Annotated in this window: 13 protein-coding genes and 1 riboswitch; of the genes, 8 read left to right on the forward strand and 5 right to left on the reverse strand. The window is 42.4% G+C overall.

What is annotated here, in order from left to right; translation table 11 throughout:
* The first annotated feature begins 54 nt into the window (after positions 1–54).
* The 4 genes from lpdA (at position 55) to FY557_RS11990 (ending at position 3822) form a co-directional block, all read left to right on the forward strand.
* Positions 55–1458 carry a dihydrolipoyl dehydrogenase gene (gene lpdA / locus FY557_RS11975; protein ID WP_149247484.1) on the forward strand — a complete coding sequence of 468 codons (1404 nt, stop codon included), beginning with the start codon at positions 55–57 and terminating at the stop codon, positions 1456–1458.
* A gap of 99 nt (positions 1459–1557) precedes the next feature.
* Entirely contained in the window at positions 1558–2442 is an 885-nt protein-coding gene (locus tag FY557_RS11980) for a DUF4476 domain-containing protein (RefSeq protein ID WP_149247485.1), read from the forward strand.
* Positions 2443–2467: 25 nt separating this feature from the next.
* Positions 2468–2950 (forward strand): hypothetical protein, encoded by a 483-nt coding sequence (locus FY557_RS11985; protein ID WP_149247486.1) that lies wholly within the window; start codon positions 2468–2470, stop codon positions 2948–2950.
* A 47-nt stretch (positions 2951–2997) separates the two neighbouring features.
* Positions 2998–3822 carry a S1 RNA-binding domain-containing protein gene (locus FY557_RS11990; protein WP_149247487.1) on the forward strand — a complete coding sequence of 275 codons (825 nt, stop codon included), beginning with the start codon at positions 2998–3000 and terminating at the stop codon, positions 3820–3822.
* Between the two features lie 43 nt (positions 3823–3865).
* On the opposite strand, the gene FY557_RS11995 is transcribed toward FY557_RS11990, so the two are convergent.
* Positions 3866–7780: a T9SS type B sorting domain-containing protein gene (locus FY557_RS11995; protein WP_149247488.1), complete on the reverse strand. Its 3915-nt coding sequence runs from the start codon at positions 7778–7780 to the stop codon at positions 3866–3868.
* Between the two features lie 392 nt (positions 7781–8172).
* On the opposite strand from FY557_RS11995, the gene FY557_RS12000 reads away from it, so the two are divergent.
* The 4 genes from FY557_RS12000 (at position 8173) to FY557_RS12015 (ending at position 14481) form a co-directional block, all read left to right on the forward strand.
* Positions 8173–8766: a TetR/AcrR family transcriptional regulator gene (locus FY557_RS12000; protein WP_149247489.1), complete on the forward strand. Its 594-nt coding sequence runs from the start codon at positions 8173–8175 to the stop codon at positions 8764–8766.
* Positions 8767–8862: 96 nt separating this feature from the next.
* Positions 8863–10215, forward strand: a complete 1353-nt coding sequence (locus FY557_RS12005; protein ID WP_149247490.1) for a TolC family protein — start codon at positions 8863–8865, stop codon at positions 10213–10215.
* 9 nt (positions 10216–10224) lie between these two features.
* On the forward strand, positions 10225–11286 hold the full coding sequence (locus tag FY557_RS12010; protein ID WP_149247491.1) for an efflux RND transporter periplasmic adaptor subunit: 1062 nt from the start codon (positions 10225–10227) through the stop codon (positions 11284–11286).
* A gap of 6 nt (positions 11287–11292) precedes the next feature.
* A complete protein-coding gene (locus FY557_RS12015) occupies positions 11293–14481 on the forward strand; it encodes an efflux RND transporter permease subunit (protein WP_149247492.1) in 3189 nt (1062 codons plus the stop codon).
* Positions 14482–14833: 352 nt separating this feature from the next.
* On the opposite strand, the gene FY557_RS12020 is transcribed toward FY557_RS12015, so the two are convergent.
* The 4 genes from FY557_RS12020 to metE form a co-directional block, all read right to left on the reverse strand.
* Positions 14834–15280 carry a KTSC domain-containing protein gene (locus tag FY557_RS12020; RefSeq protein WP_146939660.1) on the reverse strand — a complete coding sequence of 149 codons (447 nt, stop codon included), beginning with the start codon at positions 15278–15280 and terminating at the stop codon, positions 14834–14836.
* Between the two features lie 84 nt (positions 15281–15364).
* Positions 15365–15865 (reverse strand): hypothetical protein, encoded by a 501-nt coding sequence (locus FY557_RS12025; protein WP_149247493.1) that lies wholly within the window; start codon positions 15863–15865, stop codon positions 15365–15367.
* Between the two features lies 1 nt (position 15866).
* Entirely contained in the window at positions 15867–16196 is a 330-nt protein-coding gene (locus FY557_RS12030; protein WP_149247494.1) for a hypothetical protein, read from the reverse strand.
* Positions 16197–16277: 81 nt separating this feature from the next.
* On the reverse strand, positions 16278–18584 hold the full coding sequence (gene metE, locus FY557_RS12035) for a 5-methyltetrahydropteroyltriglutamate--homocysteine S-methyltransferase (protein WP_149247495.1): 2307 nt from the start codon (positions 18582–18584) through the stop codon (positions 16278–16280).
* A gap of 362 nt (positions 18585–18946) precedes the next feature.
* A riboswitch (cobalamin riboswitch) is annotated at positions 18947–19132 on the reverse strand.
* Positions 19133–19152 lie beyond the last annotated feature (20 nt).

The raw sequence follows: 19152 nt of genomic DNA on the forward strand, positions 1-19152 counted from the left end.
TCGTTAAATTTGTAAGAACTAAAGAGATAATAAATAAACAAATTCATAAATAACATGAGTCAATTCGATGTTACCGTAATCGGTTCCGGTCCTGGTGGTTATGTTGCTGCAATCCGTGCCGCGCAATTAGGTTTCACAACAGCAATTATTGAAAAATACCCGACTTTGGGCGGAACCTGTCTTAACGTGGGATGTATCCCGTCGAAAGCACTTTTAGACAGCTCTGAGCATTTCGAGAACGCCAAGCATAATTTTGCAGGCCACGGAATCATCATCAACGAGCCTCAGGCTGATATTGCAAGGATGATCGAACGTAAAAACGAGGTGATCAAACAAAATACGGACGGGATCAGCTACCTGATGAACAAAAACAAAATCACTGTTTTTGAAGGGGTGGGAAGCTTCGAATCCGCCAGCCAAATCAAAGTAACTAAAAACGACGGTTCTACAGAAACCATCGAATCGAAATACACCATTATCGCTACCGGTTCCAAGCCGACTACTTTACCTTTTATCACACTGGATAAAGAAAGGGTAATTACTTCTACAGAAGCTTTAAATCTTAAAGAAATCCCTAAACATTTGGTTGTGATCGGCGGAGGGGTAATCGGTCTTGAATTAGGTTCTGTTTATCTGAGGTTAGGTGCCCAGGTAACCGTAGTGGAGTTCATGGATAAAATTATTCCCGGAATGGATGGTGCTTTGAGTAAAGAGCTAACAAAGGTTCTTAAAAAACAGGGCATGAAGTTCATGCTTTCTACAGCGGTTTCTGCAGTGGAAAGAAACGGGGATACCGTAAAAATTACAGCCAAAGATAAAAAAGGAGCGGAAGTAGTCGTGGAAGGTGATTACTGTCTGGTTTCCGTAGGAAGAAGACCTTTCACCGATGGGCTTGCCCTTGAAAAAGCAGGTGTGGAACTTGACGAAAGAGGAAGAGTAAAGGTAAATAACCATCTTCAGACGAATGTGTCTAACATTTATGCCATCGGAGACGTGATCCAAGGGGCCATGCTGGCTCATAAAGCAGAAGAGGAAGGCGTCTTCGTTGCTGAAACTCTGGCCGGGCAAAAGCCTCACATCAATTACAACCTGATTCCCGGAGTTGTATATACATGGCCGGAAGTAGCAGGGGTAGGAAAAACTGAAGAAATGCTGAAAGAAGAAGGCGTGGCTTACAAAGTAGGTTCTTTCCCGATGAGGGCTTTGGGAAGAAGCCGTGCCAGTGGTGATGTAGACGGATTGGTGAAAATCATTGCTGATGAAAAAACCGATGAAGTTTTAGGAATGCACATCGTAGGCGCAAGAGCGGCTGACCTTATCGCAGAAGCGGTAATTGCTATGGAGTTCCGTGCGAGTGCAGAAGACATTGCGAGAAGCTCACACGCACACCCGACGTATGCGGAAGCAATCAAAGAAGCGGCATTGGATGCAACGGCAAAAAGACCGATTCACATGTAATATCTGATCATACAGATAGTCATTTAAAATATTTGTAAATTGGGAGAGGCATTGGCCTCTCCTTTTTTTAAAGGATAAAATCATAAAATAAAACAGGATATGAAAAAGATAATCATCGGATTGGCTCTTGTAGCAGGAAGTTATGCATCAGCGCAGCAAGCCGGAAAAGCAGGAGAACGGCTGAAAAATGAAGCATCCGTTTCCGAACTGGGATCCTCGGATTCCAAAGCCAGGGTACAGGGCAACAACAACAACAAAAGCAATAACAACAATAATAACTCAGGATTCAGAAACCGGAATACCGACGGTTTAAGAATTAAAAACCCAAACTACCAATGGAATCCGGATTACGGGTATTCAGAGGTTTTCCTCCGAATTCCGGAGCAGGGATTTTTCAGCGTGGAAATAGGAGATCAGTATATGTCCAACAATTCCGGACGGTACCGGTTTTTCGATCTGCCGGCAGGAAGAATCCCCGTCTCCATTTATGAAAGCGGATATCTTGTTTACAGAACAACTTTGAATGTGCGGAACAACAGCAGGATGGTCCTGGATTTTTTCACAACAGAAGGCCTGTATCTTCTGGATAACTATCCTGTACCGAACCGGTCATACGGTTTCAACAGCTGGAATGACGTTTGGAACAATCCTTACGGAAGCCAGGGCGATGTGGACAACAGTGGAAATTACCTGAATGTCATGGACAACCAGGATTTTCAGCGGTTTTTTTCAGCCATGAAGAAAGATGCCTGGTTCGATGATAAAAAGATAGCCTTTATTAAAACGCAGGGCCGCCACGCCATGTTTACTTCAAAACAGATCGGCACGCTTGTAAAAGATTTAAGTTTTGATAAAAATAAAATTGCATTGGCCAAATTGCTCTTTCCGCATTGCGTTGACAAGCATCGATACTTTATGGTAGGAGATGCTATGGATTTTGAAAGCAGCAGGAAGGAAGTGATGGATTACATCTCTAATCTGTAATTCTCTTAATCTTAAATTTAAAAAGATGCGGAATTTATTTTTCTATCTGTCAGTCCTAATTTGTAGCTCAGCTTTCGGACAGGATGTTACCGCCATCCGGAAAACCGTTGAACAGATCAACAGAACCGGAAATTATACGGTAAAAACAGTACCTAATGAATATTTCGTTGAGAAAGGGCAGGTAACCGATAATGGCAGCGAGCTTAAAGGGTTTTATTATAAAGGAGAACTTCAGAAAATGGGATATTCAGTAAGTGTATCGGCCTGGAGATATCTGACGGAATATTTTTTCGACCGTGGCCAGCCGGTCTTTGTCCATTATAAAAAATACAGGATCTCAGGCGGGAGCGGACTTCTGAATCAGCCGGTGCTGGTGTCGGAATCGAGATATTATTACGTGAATGGAAAGCTTATTAAAACTACCGGTGTATCAGGCAAAGACGAGGAAAAAAAGGATCATCCGAAAGAAGCGGCCGTGCTGAAAAAAGATTTGGAAAATTATCAATAGGTGGAAATCGGCAATTTCCGTACCTTTGTCGACTAATTTTATCATCCATGCAAATCGGAAAAACCCAGACTTTAAAAATTTCAGATAAAAACAATTCAGGATGGATCCTTACGGACGAATCCGGTGAAAAGGCATTTCTGCCAAAGATTTTTACCCACGACGACAAGGAAATTGATGATGAAATAGAAGTTTTTGTTTATCAGGATGATGGTAAATTAAAAGCCACCACAGAAATACCACTGGCGGAAGTGGATGAGTTTGCGGTAATGAGCTGTGTACAGAGCCTGCCGAGCGGCGCGTTTATGGATTGGGGGATCATTAAGGATCTTTTTATCCCGTACAAGCAGCAGAAAACCAAAATCATTGAAGGCAAAAGATACCTGGTCCATATTTATATCGATGAGGATCTGGGACTGATTACCGGAACCACCAAATTTAAAAGAAACCCGCAGTACGAGGATCTTCCTTTTCAGAAAGGTGATAAAGCAGACCTGATCATGATGAATGAAAGTGAACTGGGCTGGAATGTGGTGATCAATAAAAAATACATCGGACTGATCTACGCTTCCGATGTTTTCAAAAAGTTATACCCTTTGTCCGAGGAGACAGGATACATCAAAGCCATTCGTGAAGACGGGAAAATTGATGTCTCCCTGCAGCCCGAAGGATTTGAAAACATCGATGAGTTTAAAAAGAAAATCTTAGACAAGCTGGAAGAGAATTACGGACTGCTTCACCTTTCAGACAAATCTACACCGGAAGAAATTAAAGATGAGGTGCAGATGAGCAAGAAAAACTTCAAAAAAGCCATCGGAGGACTCTATAAAGATAAGATCATCGATATCCTGGACGATAAAATTCGTTTACTCTAAATAAAAAACGAGCGGAAATTTCCGCTCGTTTTGCTTTTTTGTATTATTCCCTGTTCTTGATCAGCAGCCAGCCGGTATAGACCCTGCCGTCCGATACTTTTATGGTATACCAGTAGTTTCCTGTAGAGACCTGGCTTCCGTTCAGCTTACCATCCCAGGCCAACGGTTTTTTAGAAATGGTTTCTCTGAAAACCGGAAGGCCTCTACGGTCGTATACACAGACCTCGGTCCCCGGATAATTTTCCAGTCCGGTAATTTTCCACTGATCGTTAAAGCCGTCTCCGTTCGGAGTAAAGGTATTCGGAATATTAAAAATAGAGAACGGTTTCTGGCCTATGGAACAACCTCCCTTTGTTCTTACATAAACCATGTATTCACCGATCTTTAAATTAATGAATGTATTGGAATCCTGCCAGGTGAAATTATCCAGTGAATATTCAAAATTTCCTGTTGCGGAAAGAATAACCGTTGCGGAATTGTTGCTTACGTTTACGGATACGATTTCCGGTAAAACCGTATAGCTTACCTGAATGTTATCCGTAGTCTGGCACCCGAAGCTGTTCGTTACCGTTACGGAATAATTCCCCGGAGCGGAAACCGTAATGGTCTGTGATGTTGCTCCGTTGCTCCACAGATAAGAGGCATAGCCGCTTCCGGCATCAAGCGTTACGGTCTTTCCTTTACAGAAATCGATTTTTTCAGGAAGATTGAATTCCGGTTTTGGATTCAGGGCAATATTTAATCGTACGATTTTAAAACATCCGTCGGGTGTGGAAACTTTAACGTGAATCACCGTTGATCCTACATTCAGCAGGTAATTGACAGGATTGGCAATCGGATTCCCCAAACTATCCGTATAAGCGAAAGCGTAACTTCCCGGGTTAATGATTATATTGGATTGATAAGCAGTTAAATTAACGCTCATTGAATTTCCGGTTGTGGTGTTGCACAATGCCACGGAATAATCGTTGGCGGGGACATTATTGGCGGAAAGGGTAGCTATAACCGCAAGCTTTTCAGATTCGCAGCTGTTCAGCGTCTGCGTTACAAAATAAGTTGTTCCGTCAACAAGCGGAGTCGTCAGTGGCAAAATGTATCCGGCGGCATCGTAAAACTTCAGCGAAGTTCCTGTAATTGCCAGGTTAGCTAAAGTCGGAGCAGCAGAAATACAGAAATCCTGAACGGAATTTCCCGTTGGTTTCGGTGTGTTGTGTACCGTTACCTGAATCGAAAGCTTATTGCTTTCGCAGCCGTTGATGGTTTGGGAAGCAAAATAAGTCTGCCCGTTGACCAATGGCATAGTTCCCGCTAAAAGAATTCCCGCCACATCGTACCATTTGATGCTCTGTCCGGTAATCTGAACATCGGCCAGGGTCGGGTGAAAGCTTACGCAGAAGGTTTGTTGGGTGTTCATCGTCGTCGGAAGTGCAGGAGATGTTACCGTTACATTCTGGTTCTGAGCCGAAATATTCCCGTTGCCGTCATTATATGTCCAGTGGATCACATATATTCCAGGTACTGAATAAGAAAGTGGATCTGTCGTAGTTGCCGTTACTGCCCCGGCACAATTATCTGTTGCTGTCGGAATGTTTGAAACCACGGTATGGCAGTCCCCGGTGATATGGGGAAGGGTAGTGACATTCGGAACGGGTGGAGTAATATCCCCGACAATCACATGTACCGAAAAATTACCGTCACATCCATTTAAAGATCCTGAAACCTGACAAGTATATATTCCCGAATTTGCTGTTGTTGAATTTGGAATTGCAGGATTTTGCAGCGTCGAATTGAATCCGTTTGGTCCGGTCCAACTATACACTGCTCCGCCTGACGCATTCAGTTGCAGCGTAGAGTTGATGCAGACCGGGGAATTGGAAGAAATCACCGCAGAAGAGTTACAATCCTGGAATTTAGCAATAAAAATGTCATTTAGACCACCATTCAATTGTTGGAATGTTCCTGAAGTAGCAATTCCTGTGGTATTTCCACTTGACATCCCTGTAAGATAAATGGCTCCCTCATTATCTTTAGTTGCCATTCCTTGCTGTGTCGCTCCATTTCCGGTATAGTAGGTCCCCCATTCCTTAATGTCATTTTGATTATACTTGATTAAGAAAGTAGATATATATGGAGAAGGCATTCCCATATAAGCTCCAGGTGTTGAAATATCAGGCTGGCCATTGGAATGGAGTCCTGTAAAAAATACATTTCCGGAAGCGTCAGGATAAGCTAATAGTTGGGGATCTCCATTGAAATTGAAATAATTTTTGGTGATGGTATGATTAGATAAATTGACTCTCCATATTCCGGGTTGACCCAGTGGAAAAGCGGGAGTAGAATATTTTCCCGGGAGAATCAGTACATTATTTACAATTCTGCCTTTCACAACAAATTCATCGCCTGTATTTCCGTAATAGCTTGATTTCAGAATGGTATTTCCTGATCTTGACAACCTTATATAAATTCCGTCTGAACCGCCTCCTTTCATTGGCTGGAAAGCATTAACCATCGGGATATTTGCCGATTGGGTGGCTCCTACGATTTCCAGATTGTCCGACGAAGACATAATCTCAAAAATAGAAGTAGAACCGTCACTCTGTCCGAAATAGGTTGCCCAGTTTACAATTCCCGTAATTGAATTTACGGAAGCAAGAATACCATCAGTATATCCGATAGGAGTGGCTTTTGAAGGCTGCATAGCATTGACGGTAGGAAAATCCGAACTGAAAGCATCGCCTCCGATAAATACTTCATTTTGATTATATGAGATGGTGTAAAGTTTATCTTTCCTGCTGGATATAAATTCTTTTTGAAAAACCATGTTTCCGTTGCTGTTGAATTTAACAACAACTATATTCGTATTGTTTAACCCTCTTTCAACAGTTCCTCCTGCATAAATATTAAAGCTTTCATCAAAATCTACATCCTGAAATACGTCAGTCATGTTAAAGCCATAATAGGTACCCCAAAGCCTTTGACCATCTTTGGTAAGTTTCATAATAAATGCATCCAGTCCAAGAGAAAGGTTTTGCTGAAAAGTTCCTGACGTCGCAATATTATTATAACTGCTGCTTGTTCCGAAAACATATCCTCTTGATTGGATGTCAGTTTTTATACCTCCGTAATCGTCACCGTTTCCTCCTGCATAACTTCCCCATACTCTTGTTGGCACTGGATCAATAACTATTTTACGATTGGTTGTTTCAACCGGTGCATTGAATCCGAATACCTGATCTCCGAGATCTTTAAAAGAAACGTCGATATCTTCTTTAGTATTTCCCTCGATCCAACTGTTAGGAATGTTTTCAAACAGATCACCGAAACGCACTTTCATCAGCAGCTTTTTATCCTTAATTGCAGTGGGAACTCCATTGAATTTCATTTTAATATCCGAAATTTTTCCTCCGGGATGGATGATGAAGTTATATTCAATAGGCTTCAAAGTGTCTTTTGGCTTAAAAAATACAAGATCGATATTGGGGTAAATATTCTTGTAGGCCACCTTCCGGAACCGGTGAACGGATATTATACCTTTGGGTCTGCCGGGAATATTGTAATAGTTGCTGTAATCCGGAGATTTGCCTTCGGCGGCAACAGATGCGTTTTTATTTGAATTTATTAACTCAATATCAATCCGGTGAAACTGGTTTTCGTATAAAAATTCATCTTCCTGAAAGGTTCTGCCATCGAGTGCTCTGTCCTTTTTTAATTTGGATGAATTTGGATTTGCGGTCTTTTTTGTTTCGTAAACATCATAAGAAAATCCCGAAGTCCTGAGCTGTACATTCAATCCTGCTGAGTGAAACAGATATTTTACATCCGGATTAGCTTTTCCGTCCTGGTCTACAATCTGGCCTTTGTTTTCATAAAAGAAATAATCAGGGGTTTCGGGAGGTTTTTTCTGTGAAAAAATAGAAATACAACAGAAGATGTTGAGTAGAAATAAAAGTTTTCGCATCGGTTATTAAATTTCCGGCAAATATAGTAAAACAGGGAGGTTTCGGAATGAATTTAAAATTAATATTCTCCATAGAAAAAATGAACAGCGATTCACTGTTGAAATTCATTCATCAATTCAATGAGAAAATCTTCGGTTGCTTTCATAGAAATAATTCCATCATCGCTAAAAAATTTTATTTGCTTCGGAGCAAGAATCCATTTAATGCCTCACAGGCATCGTAAGAGACTTAGGATATTACCTAATGTAATGATCAATCTTAACCTTGAAAGGATATCAAATCTTAGAAAAAAAACCTGATGCATATCATAGTAATTTCCTTAATTATTTTGTTTAACAATTTTGTCAAAACAATTGATTGATTTAAATTTGCACAAAGTTGTTTAACAAAAATGTCAAATCAAATCAAAAAAGACCAGACACAGGAACTTATTAAAGAAACCACAAAGAATTTATTCTTTGTGAAAGGGAAGTTTGACGCTACCACCCAGGAAATTGCCGATGCGGCCGGTGTCAACAGAACTTTGATCAATTACTACTTCCGCTCAAGGGATAATCTGATCCAGATTATTTTTGATGAAGCGCACAAAGTAGAGCACGAAAAATCGGAGATCATCATGAATTCAGACCTGCCTTTCAAAGAAAAAATAAGCCAGTTTATAGAAAGCAGCCTGTCTACCAGTCTTCAGTATCCGTACCTGGAAACCTACATTGTTTCACAGATTAACAAAGGAAACTGTCACAAAAAAGATATTGAACAGGGTGAACTGGAAAAACTCTATAAAGATATCGAAACGGAAATGGAATTGGGAAATATCGAACAAATGAAGCCCATTCAGTTTCTTTTGAATATGATTTCTTTATTGGTCTTTCCAAGCGCCGTACGGCCTTTGCTCATGGAAAACCTGATGATTGATGAAACGGAATTTGATAAAATTATTTCCGAGCGAAAAGGGATTATCCTGAATATGCTATTTAAGAATTAAATAAAAGGTTAAAGTAATTTTTAAAATGATCCGTCCTTTAAAAATAAAATCACTGAAACAGCAATTACATTAAAATAATAAACGAAGTATAAGATTATGAAAAGTAAACGTATAACTGCAAGAAAGCTTAAAATAGGAATAGCTGCTGCATTTATGATGTTCGGTTTTTCATCGGTGTCCGCCCAGCAGCAGGTTTCCCTTCAGGAAGCCATTAAGCAGGCGCTCCAGAATAAGGCAGAAGCAAAAAAAGCTGCTTTACAGATCAAAAAAGCCGAATACAAAATCGATGAAGCCAGAGCCGGGGCATTGCCTCAGATCAATGCGACTGCGGGGCTTACCTACAACCCGATTATCCAGGAATCATTGCTGGAGTTCGGAGGACAGAGGATCAGGGCCCAGCTGGGACAGCCATGGAGCTCCACAGCTTCCGTACAGCTGCAGCAGGCCATTTTCGACCAAAGGGTTTTTACCGGTCTTAAGGCCGCGAAATCCACCAGGGAATTTTATGTTTTAAACGCCCAGCTTACCAACGAACAGCTTATCGAGAACGTAGCCACGGCTTATTACCAGGTGTTTGTCCAGGAAGAAAACCTGAAAACGGTAGACGCCAGCTATGCCAATACGGAAAGAGTAAGAAATGTGATTAAAAGTCTGGTCGATAACGGATTGGCAAAATCGATCGACCTCGACCGGACCAATGTTCAGCTGACCAACATCGGATCCAACAGGCAGACCCTGAGAAATGCGGTAGAGCTGTCAAAGAATGCTTTGAAATTCTATATGGGCGTTCCGATCAGTACCGATATCGAACTCGAAGAGAAAACCATCGAACCGAGACCTGAACTGGTTGCCAGTACGGTAAACCTGGATGAACGTACCGAAGTAAAAGTTTTAAGCAAAAACAGGGAGCTTTTGGTTTATAATAAGAAAGCAACGGAAGCCTATCGGTACCCTACAGTCAATCTCGTGGCCAACTATGGCTGGGGTGCGACAGGAGCCAAGTTCCCTTTAACCAACGGAATCAACAACGGGGTGCTGTGGAGCGATTACTCGGCGATCGGATTAAATATCAATATTCCCATTTTCAACGGAGGATCCACGAAAGCCAAGATCAACCAGGCGGAAATCGATATTCAGGATCTGGACCAGGACATCCAGAACACACAGCTGAGCCTGAGCCTGGATTACCGGAATGCCGTGACCAATATGGAAAATGCACTGATAAAAATTGAGAATACAAAAGATAATGTAGGCCTGGCCGAAAGGGTTCAGAAAAATACACAATCCAATTACCAATATGGCCTGGCAACACTTACGGAAGTGCTGGATTCTGAAAATGCATTAACGGATGCCAAACAAAATTATGCCAATGCGCTGTTGGATTACAAACAGGCGGAAATTAAGCTGATTAAAGCAAAAGGTGAACTGAATACATTACAAAACCCATAATAAACTACAATGAAAAAAACTCTAATATATATCATCGTGGCTGCTGTGCTGATTGGTCTGGCAGCCTATAAAATTGCCGGTAACAAAGAAAAGCAGACCAAAGAGGTACAGGAGGTGGCCCGGCAGGTGGACAAAATAAATGTGAACGTGGTAACCGTTTCAAGAGAAAATATCAACACCGATTACTCTGCTAACGGAACCTTTATTCCAAAGCAGGAATCCAACCAGTCTTCCGAGATTTCAGGGCGTATCGTAAGCGTTCTGGTAAAAGAAGGTTCAAGGGTAGGAGCAGGCCAGGTATTGGCCACTATCAAGAAAGATGCGATTGAAGTGGATGTTGCCCAGGCGCAGAACAACTTACAGAATGCCATCATCGATAATCAGCGTTACGAAAATGCTTTCAAAACCGGAGGGGTCACAAAGCAGCAGCTTGATAATTCGAGGCTGCAGCTGAAAAATGCACAGGCGGCGGTTCGTGCACAGGGCGTAAGAGTAAACGATACCAGCGTACGTGCCGGAATCAGCGGTACCATCAACAAAAAGATGGTGGAACCGGGAATGGTTGTGGCGCCGGGAACGGCTTTATTTGAAATCGTAAACATCAATTCTCTGAAGCTGTCCGTTTTGGTGGATGAAAGCCAGATTGGGAAAATCCAGCTGGGCCAGGAAGTTCCGATTAAAGTCAATGTATTGCCGGACGAGTCTTTCTTGGGAAGAATTACCTTTATCGCTCCTAAAAGTGATGCGTCCTTAAATTTTCCGGTGGAAATTGAAGTACAGAACAGAGGAAACCTGAAAGCCGGGATGTATGCAACGGCAACCTTCAAAACCAACAACGGCGCGGAAACCCAGAACATGCTGACGGTTCCGGCGGAAGCTTTCGTCAACGGGGTAAGCTCAGGGCAGTTGTTTATCGTAAACAACGGAACGGCCAAGCTGATCACGGTGCAGACCGGAAAAGTATATGGTGATAAAGTTCAGATCGTAAGCGGACTGAAAGGAGGGGAGCAGGTGATTACCAGCGGACAGATCAACCTGGATAACGGTTCCAAAATCAATATCGTAAAGTAAGAGCAGATGAAGTTAGCAGAAATATCCATTAAAAGGCCGTCCCTGGTCATCGTACTCTTTACGATCCTTACGCTGGGCGGTTTATTAAGCTACTCCATGATGGGGTATGAATTGATTCCGAAGTTTGAAACCAATATGGTAACCATTTCTACGGTCTATCCCGGAGCTTCGCCTGCAGAGGTGGAAACTTCCGTGACCCGGAAAATTGAAGATGCCGTAGGTTCTCTGGAGAACGTAAAAAAGGTGGAATCTTCATCTTACGAAAGTTTATCGGTGATCATGGTTCAGCTGAACACGGGTGCCGATGTGAATTATGCATTGAATGACGCCCAGAGAAAAGTAAATGCAGTTCTGGCAGATCTTCCGGACGATGCCGATCCGCCGTCATTGAACAAATTCTCATTAGACGATCTTCCGATCATGACGCTGAGTATTACCAGCAACAAGCTGAACAATAAACAGCTTTATGATCTTTTGGATAAGAAAATCGAACCGATCTTTTCCCGTGTCAACGGAGTTGCCCAGGTGGATCTGGTCGGCGGACAGGAAAGAGAGATTCAGGTTAATTTAGATGAAAAGAAACTGCAGGGGTACGGACTGTCTATCGGTGATGTACAGCAGGCCATCCTTTCTTCCAACCTGGATTTCCCGACGGGAGCTTTGAAAACAAGAACTTCGAGATCGACGATCCGTCTTTCCGGAAAATATAAGAATGTAGCAGAGCTGAACAATCTGGTGATTTCCAGCAAAAACGGTGCTCAGGTGAGACTTTCGGACATTGCTACGGTTTTCGATTCACAGAAAGATGTTGAAAAAATCGCGAGGTACAACCAGAATTCTACGATTTTGCTTCAGGTAAAGAAACAGTCGGATGCCAACGCAGTAGCGGTATCGGAGCTGGTTCAGAAGACCATTGCCCAGGTACAGAACGACTATAAAGTTCAGGGACTTCAGGTGAATATCGTGGATGACTCCACCGACTTTACCCTGGAAGCGGCAGACCACGTAATTTTCGACTTGTTTCTGGCGATTATCCTTGTGGCAATTGTAATGTTATTATTCCTTCATAACATCAGAAACGCGTTCATCGTAATGGTATCGATCCCGATGTCATTGATTGCCACAGTAATCGGAATGTATCTGATGGGCTATACCCTGAACCTGATGAGCTTACTGGGACTTTCCCTCGTGGTAGGTATCCTTGTGGATGACGCGATTGTGGTACTGGAAAATGTATACCGGCACATGGAAATGGGAAAAAGCAGGATCCGTGCAGCTTACGACGGAGCTTCTGAAATCGGGTTTACCGTAACGGCGATTACCCTCGTAATTGTGGTGGTATTCTTACCGATTGCGATGAGCTCAGGATTGGTATCCGATATTTTAGCACAGTTCTGTGTAACGGTGGTTATTGCAACAATGTTGTCATTATTGGCCTCATTTACCATCATTCCGTGGCTTTCTTCAAGATACGGGAAACTGGTACACCTTACGGGAAAAAATGTTTTCGAAAGATTTATTCTTTGGTTCGAAAAACAATTGGAGAAATTCACGCACTGGATCACCGGAATTCTGGAATGGGCTTTAAAAACAACCCTGAGAAGAGTAATGACGGTTGTGGTAACCTTCATTATTCTGATTTCTTCCTTCATGCTGGTTGCATTCGGATTCATCGGAGGGGAATTCTTCCCTAAAATGGACAGGGGCCAGTTCCTTGTCCAGATGGAATTACCGAAAGATGCTTCCGTAGAAAAAACCAACCAGGTAACCCTGGAAGTTGAAAGATACCTGAGAAACGATAAAGATGTCGTGGACATGATTACCACGGTAGGGCAGCAGTCTTCAGGATTCGGAGGGGCACAGGCAACCCTGTACCAATCGGAGATCCAGGTAATCTTAGTAGACAAATCGGAACGTAACGAAAGTACCGATATCAAATCTGCCAAGATCAAAAGAGCCCTGGAGGAAAAATTCACCGGTGTTGAATTCAAGACGGCGCCGATCGGATTGATGGGAGCGGACAACGCACCGATCGAAATGGTGGTAACCGCTCAGGATAATGAAACGGCAAACAAAGAAGCAAACAGGATCCTGAATCTGCTTAAAAAGGTGCCGGGTTCAGTGGATGCCGAATTGTCCACCGATAGCGGAAACCCGGAAGTACAGGTAAATATTGACCGGGATAAGATGGCGGCTTTAGGCCTGAATCTTTCCAGCGTAGGACAGACGATGCAGACGGCATTCAGCGGAAATACCGACGGGAAATTCAGAGCCGGGGAATATGAATACGACATCAACATCCGTTTCGGTGATGCCAACAGACAGTCAATTGATGATGTACGGAACCTGATGTTCACCAATCCTCAAGGTCAGCAGATCAGATTGAGCCAGTTTGCCGATGTAAAAATGGGATCCGGGCCAAGCTTGTTGGAACGTAGGGACAAGGCGCCTTCGGTAAAAGTAAAATCCAAAGTCGTAGGCCGTCCGGTAGGGGATGTAGCCAACGAATGGGCTGCAATGTTCATGGATAACGAAAAAACAAAACCTGCAGGGGTATCGTACATCTGGAGCGGGGATATGGAAAACCAGACGGAAGGTTTCGGTACATTGGGAATTGCCTTGCTGGCAGCCATCGTATTGGTATACCTGGTAATGGTTTCCCTGTATGACTCCTTTGTCTATCCGTTTGTGGTACTGTTCTCTATTCCATTGGCACTGATCGGGGTAATGGTGATCCTGGCCATCACCGGAAACTCGCTGAACATCTTTACCATGCTGGGGATGATCATGCTGATCGGTCTGGTAGCGAAGAACGCGATTATGATCGTCGACTTTGCCAATATGAGAAAAGCAGCAGGAGCCAATACCCACGACGCACTGATCCAGGCCAACCATGCCCGTCTCCGTCCGATCCTGATGACAACTATTGCAATGATCTTCGGGATGATCCCGATCGCAATTGCCAAAGGTGCAGGAGCAGAGATGAACAACGGTCTTGCCTGGGTAATCATCGGCGGTCTGACCTCATCATTATTCCTTACTTTGATTATCGTACCGGTAGTATATTCTCTGTTCGATTCGATCTTAAGAAGAATGGGCAAAGGCGAACCGTTAGACTATGAAGCGGAAATGAAAGCCGATTACAAACACAGAGACCTAAGTGAAGACGGATTTACCCCGAAACATATAGACTAACTATTATTAACCAACCTTTAATTAACCCAAAAGCGCATCAGCAATGATGCGCTTTTTTATTGGATGTTAAGATTTAATACGCTGGGATTTTTAACCACCAAAGAGGACAAAAGATATCGATGGTGTTTTTGGTAAAAGCTAAATATCGAATGGAAATAAAGCACACAAAAAATCAAAGATTTTATGCTTCCCCGGATTTAAAAGAATAACCATGCCGGTGGCTGAGGTCATTTGAAGCCCCGTCAGCATCCGTGTGAGAAATTCGTGTTATTTGTGTTTTGTTCCGGAAATACCAGAATAAAAAAGACTTCCAGGAAAACCTGGAAATCTTACTTAAAATATCTTTAGAAAATTAATCGGCCATTACTTCACCGGCTTTGCGGTAAACGAAGCTTCCGTAAATATGTCTTCTGGCAAAACGGCTCGGCGAATCGGCATTCACCATTTTGATGTAGGTATTTCTCGGAACACTCAGGTATTCATAAATATTTCCGTTCAGGTGCTGCACCGTAAGAATGGATTTTTCCAGATAAAAATCCTGAATATTTGAAGTGGTGATGGTTTCCGTATATTCTTCTTTGTACTTTTCCTGCGTTTCCGGATTGATGCTTACCAGGAAGTGATAAGCCTCGATCACCGATTTGCTTTTCTCTTCCGCTTCCAGCTTTCCGGCTTCGTCGTTTATGAATTTATCAGGATGCGTGTCTTTCATCGTATTCCTGTAAATGGTTTTCAGTTCTTTTAACGTTACGTTTTTATCTACTTCCAGCAGCTTTCTGTATTCGCCTAATTTTTTCATATGGTTGGATCCTTATTTCGGGGTGCAAAATTAAGGTTTTAAATTGATAAATGGTAAGTTGTTCATTATTAATTAAAAACAATTTTACTTAACGTACTTTTTTGTCTCATCCCATACTGTTTTTACAGGATGAAAGTCCGGATCATCATCATGGTTGTCCTGTAAATAAAACAGCTTATTTTTACCTGTTACCAATGCATCAGAAATGTAAGTTTTGGAAATATATTTTGCTAAATCGGGTTGCTGAGAATCATTGAAGTAAATGGTAATTTCATTAATGACACTTTTTTGAGGCTTGCCCCGAGACTTTTCATAATGGTGAGATTCGGATTTTCGAATACGGATTACTTTATCGTTTTTATCTCGCGTTATTTCAGTGCAAAAACCTATTGATCCGATGTTTTTATAGTTGCGGTTTCTAATCGAACCTGAACCTTCTATAAGCTGGGTAGGATATTCTTTAGAATAAACATTAATGTTATCCAGGTAGCAATAATGTTTAAATTTTATTTCATTTTGTACATCATCACGTAACTGTGCTGATAATGATATTGAAATGAGAAGAGATAAAAGTAAAATTCTCATCTTATTTATTTTCATGGAAATATTCATACGCTAACCCTTCCAAATCGCCACCTTCAGAAATTAAATGATTATTCTCATCATAGATTTTAAAACGTTCCTGTGAATCTCCGATCGCTGCCGATCCGTCCAGGCCAAGTAATACAGTATAAAAAGCATCTGTCATAAGATCAGAAACGATATTTTTTAGTTTTTCATTTTGAATTTTATCTAAATTCAATCCTTCTATTTTTGCTGAAACAAGCGTTCTGTGTTCCGATTGATGATCAAAACATGAACTGAGAATATTCTGTTTTTCCTGATAAAAGTTTTTTACAAATTCTTCGGTGGTCATTTAAAGAGTAGTTTATTGTAAAGATAAACAAAACAGGAGCCCCGAAAGACCCCTGAAAATAAATATCAATAGTTAAAGCGTTTATAAAGCCGGCACTTTACTCATTTCTTTTGAAGCGGCTACCATGGCGATAAGGGCCTTTTCGGTTTCTTCCCAATGCCGGGTTTTCAGGCCGCAGTCGGGGTTTACCCAAAGCTGTTCTGCCGGGATTACAGCCTGTGCCTTTTTCAGCAGTTCCATCATTTCTTCTTTCGGCGGAACCCTTGGCGAGTGGATGTCGTATACGCCCGGACCGATCTCATTCGGATATTTAAAATCGGCAAAGGCATTCAAGAGTTCCATCTGGCTTCGGGAGCATTCAATCGTAATCACATCCGCATCCATATCGGCAATGTTCTGGATGATATCGTTGAATTCAGAATAGCACATATGCGTATGAATCTGCGTGGCATCTTCTACACCACTGGCTGAAATCCGGAACGCTTCAATGGCCCATTTCAGGTAGTTCTGCCATTCTGAGGTTCTTAACGGAAGCCCTTCACGGATCGCCGGCTCATCGATCTGGATAATCCGGATGCCTGCTTTTTCCAGATCGGTTACTTCATCACGGATCGCCAGGGCAATCTGCTTGCAGGTCAGAGAACGCGGCTGATCGTCGCGGACAAATGACCATTGAAGAATCGTCACCGGGCCGGTCAGCATTCCTTTTACCCACTTTTTCGTCAGCGACTGGGCATATTCCGACCAGTAAACCGTCATTGGAGCCGGGCGGTGAACGTCTCCATAAATTACCGGCGGTTTCACACACCGGCTTCCGTAACTCTGTACCCAGCCGTTTTGGGTGAAGGCAAATCCGGCCAGCTGTTCCCCGAAATATTCCACCATGTCATTGCGCTCAAATTCACCGTGAACCAATACATCGATGCCGATGTCTTCCTGCCAGCGGATGGTTCTTTCGGTTTCCTGCTTCAGCAAAGCATCATATTCATCGGCATTTAGTTCTCCTTTTTTGAATTTCGAACGCCAGTTTCTCACCTCTTTGGTCTGAGGAAAAGAACCGATCGTGGTCGTAGGGAATAAGGGCAGCTGAAGGATATCCTGCTGGGATCTTTTTCTTGCTTTAAACGGAGAGGACCTTTTGGCATCTTCTTCAGTGGTGACTTCCACCCGGTCTTTAACGTCATGGTTGTGAATGAGTGTCGATATTCTGCGTTTTTCGATGGCTCTTCTATTGTCATCAAATTGCTGCTGCGTATTTTCATCTGTATCTCCTGAAGCCAGTTTGCTGAGAGTAACAATCTCATTAACTTTTTGTTTGGCAAAAGCCATCCATTGCCTGATTTCACCGGACAGGATTTCTTCGTTGTTCTCCGCATCGAGATCGGCAGGAATGTGGAGCAGTGAGCATGAAGGCGCAATAAGCACCCGTTCGGAACCTATTTTCTGTATGGTCTTTTCAATGAAATTTAACGATTTCCCGAAATCATTTTTCCAGATATTCCTTCCGTCGACAATTCCCAGAGACAGGCTCAATGTTTCTGGAACTGCCTGTAAAACGTCATCCAGCTGTTCAGGACAGCGTACAAGATCAATATGTAAAACATCTGCAGATAGGGAAGATGCCAAAGTAAGGTTATCATTTAATCCTTCAAAATACGTAGCAAGAATAAGTTTAAGATCAGGGAAGTGTTTCCTGATTTCAGCATATACCCATTGATAGGTTTCTTTTGCTTTTTCACTTAGATCCAATGCTAAAAACGGTTCGTCAAACTGGATGTATTCCGCTCCCTGATTTTCCAGTTCTTTTAAAATCTGCAGATAAACCGGCAGAAGTTTATCGGCCAGATCCAGCTTGTCAAAACCTTCTTCTTTTTCTTTTCCCAGCAAAAGATAGGTTACCGGACCGATCATCACCGGCTTTGCACGGATCCCGGCTTCTTTGGCATCGGTGAATTCTTCGATGATCTTTTCGGAAAACAGGCTGAATTCCTGGTCTTTCTGAAATTCAGGAACAATGTAGTGGTAATTGGTATCGAACCATTTGGTCATTTCCATCGCCGTAATGTCCATGCTTTCCTTCTGGAATCCTCTGGCCATCGCGAAATAAAGATCAGTTTCGTGTTTCCGGGCAGCAATTTCCCGGTAACGTTCCGGAATGGCACCCAAGGTGAGGGTCATGTCCAATACCTGATCGTAAAACGAAAAGTCGTTGCACGGGATCAGGTCGATGCCTGCTTCCTGCTGGAGTTTCCAATGTTTGTTTTTAATGGTTTTGCCGGTCTCCAAAAGACCATTGACATCAATTTTGCCTGTCCAATACTGCTCGCAGGCTTTTTTGAGTTCTCTGTTGCTACCAATACGCGGATAGCCAAGAATGTGCGTTTGCATGTTCTTAAAACTTTTAAATGAAACAATAATTTTAAAGCTCTTCAGATGCTTCGCAATGCATACGGGAAAGGAATTTTAAGGAGTAAAAGAGATACAGCAAAGACGTAATTTTCCCATCAGGTCATGGGAGTGGCTTGAAAATTTCTGTTTTCAGAAACAAAGTTTTTGATTAACTCAGATTTTTATCAAATAAAAGAACAGGTAATCGAACCTGAAAAATCGGTGATCCATTAATTTCCAAACCGATAATTCCGCCGTTTAAATAAAACCGCTGTCTTTAAGATAAATCCAGTCAAAAAAATCAAACCAAAATACGTTCAAAAGTATCATCTGTATGACTCAAAAGCTCCAGACCGCGAGAGCATTGTCAATCCGGAACAGGCAGGTCTCCTGACTTGTAACAGTTTCTGTCATCCTTCCCGTTTGCACAGTGGATCTACTCGGACAAAAACCTTTGGGGTATTACTTACAGTTGCGCGACAGCTCGTGATTCTCACACGATTCCCTATTAATCTACTTTACGTAAAACCTTTTCCGTTTGATGAAGGATGTTAAAGAACTATTTCCG

It is taken from the genome of Chryseobacterium sp. SN22 (assembly GCF_008329705.1).
GTDB lineage: Bacteria > Bacteroidota > Bacteroidia > Flavobacteriales > Weeksellaceae > Chryseobacterium.

Coding starts and splice junctions, on each gene's coding strand:
- lpdA (WP_149247484.1), top strand. CDS start 55: ATGAGTCAATTCGATGTTACCGTAATCGGTTCCGGTCCTGGTGGTTAT.
- FY557_RS11980 (WP_149247485.1), top strand. CDS start 1,558: ATGAAAAAGATAATCATCGGATTGGCTCTTGTAGCAGGAAGTTATGCA.
- FY557_RS11985 (WP_149247486.1), top strand. CDS start 2,468: ATGCGGAATTTATTTTTCTATCTGTCAGTCCTAATTTGTAGCTCAGCT.
- FY557_RS11990 (WP_149247487.1), top strand. CDS start 2,998: ATGCAAATCGGAAAAACCCAGACTTTAAAAATTTCAGATAAAAACAAT.
- FY557_RS11995 (WP_149247488.1), bottom strand. CDS start 7,780: ATGCGAAAACTTTTATTTCTACTCAACATCTTCTGTTGTATTTCTATT.
- FY557_RS12000 (WP_149247489.1), top strand. CDS start 8,173: ATGTCAAATCAAATCAAAAAAGACCAGACACAGGAACTTATTAAAGAA.
- FY557_RS12005 (WP_149247490.1), top strand. CDS start 8,863: ATGAAAAGTAAACGTATAACTGCAAGAAAGCTTAAAATAGGAATAGCT.
- FY557_RS12010 (WP_149247491.1), top strand. CDS start 10,225: ATGAAAAAAACTCTAATATATATCATCGTGGCTGCTGTGCTGATTGGT.
- FY557_RS12015 (WP_149247492.1), top strand. CDS start 11,293: ATGAAGTTAGCAGAAATATCCATTAAAAGGCCGTCCCTGGTCATCGTA.
- FY557_RS12020 (WP_146939660.1), bottom strand. CDS start 15,280: ATGAAAAAATTAGGCGAATACAGAAAGCTGCTGGAAGTAGATAAAAAC.
- FY557_RS12025 (WP_149247493.1), bottom strand. CDS start 15,865: ATGAGAATTTTACTTTTATCTCTTCTCATTTCAATATCATTATCAGCA.
- FY557_RS12030 (WP_149247494.1), bottom strand. CDS start 16,196: ATGACCACCGAAGAATTTGTAAAAAACTTTTATCAGGAAAAACAGAAT.
- metE (WP_149247495.1), bottom strand. CDS start 18,584: ATGCAAACGCACATTCTTGGCTATCCGCGTATTGGTAGCAACAGAGAA.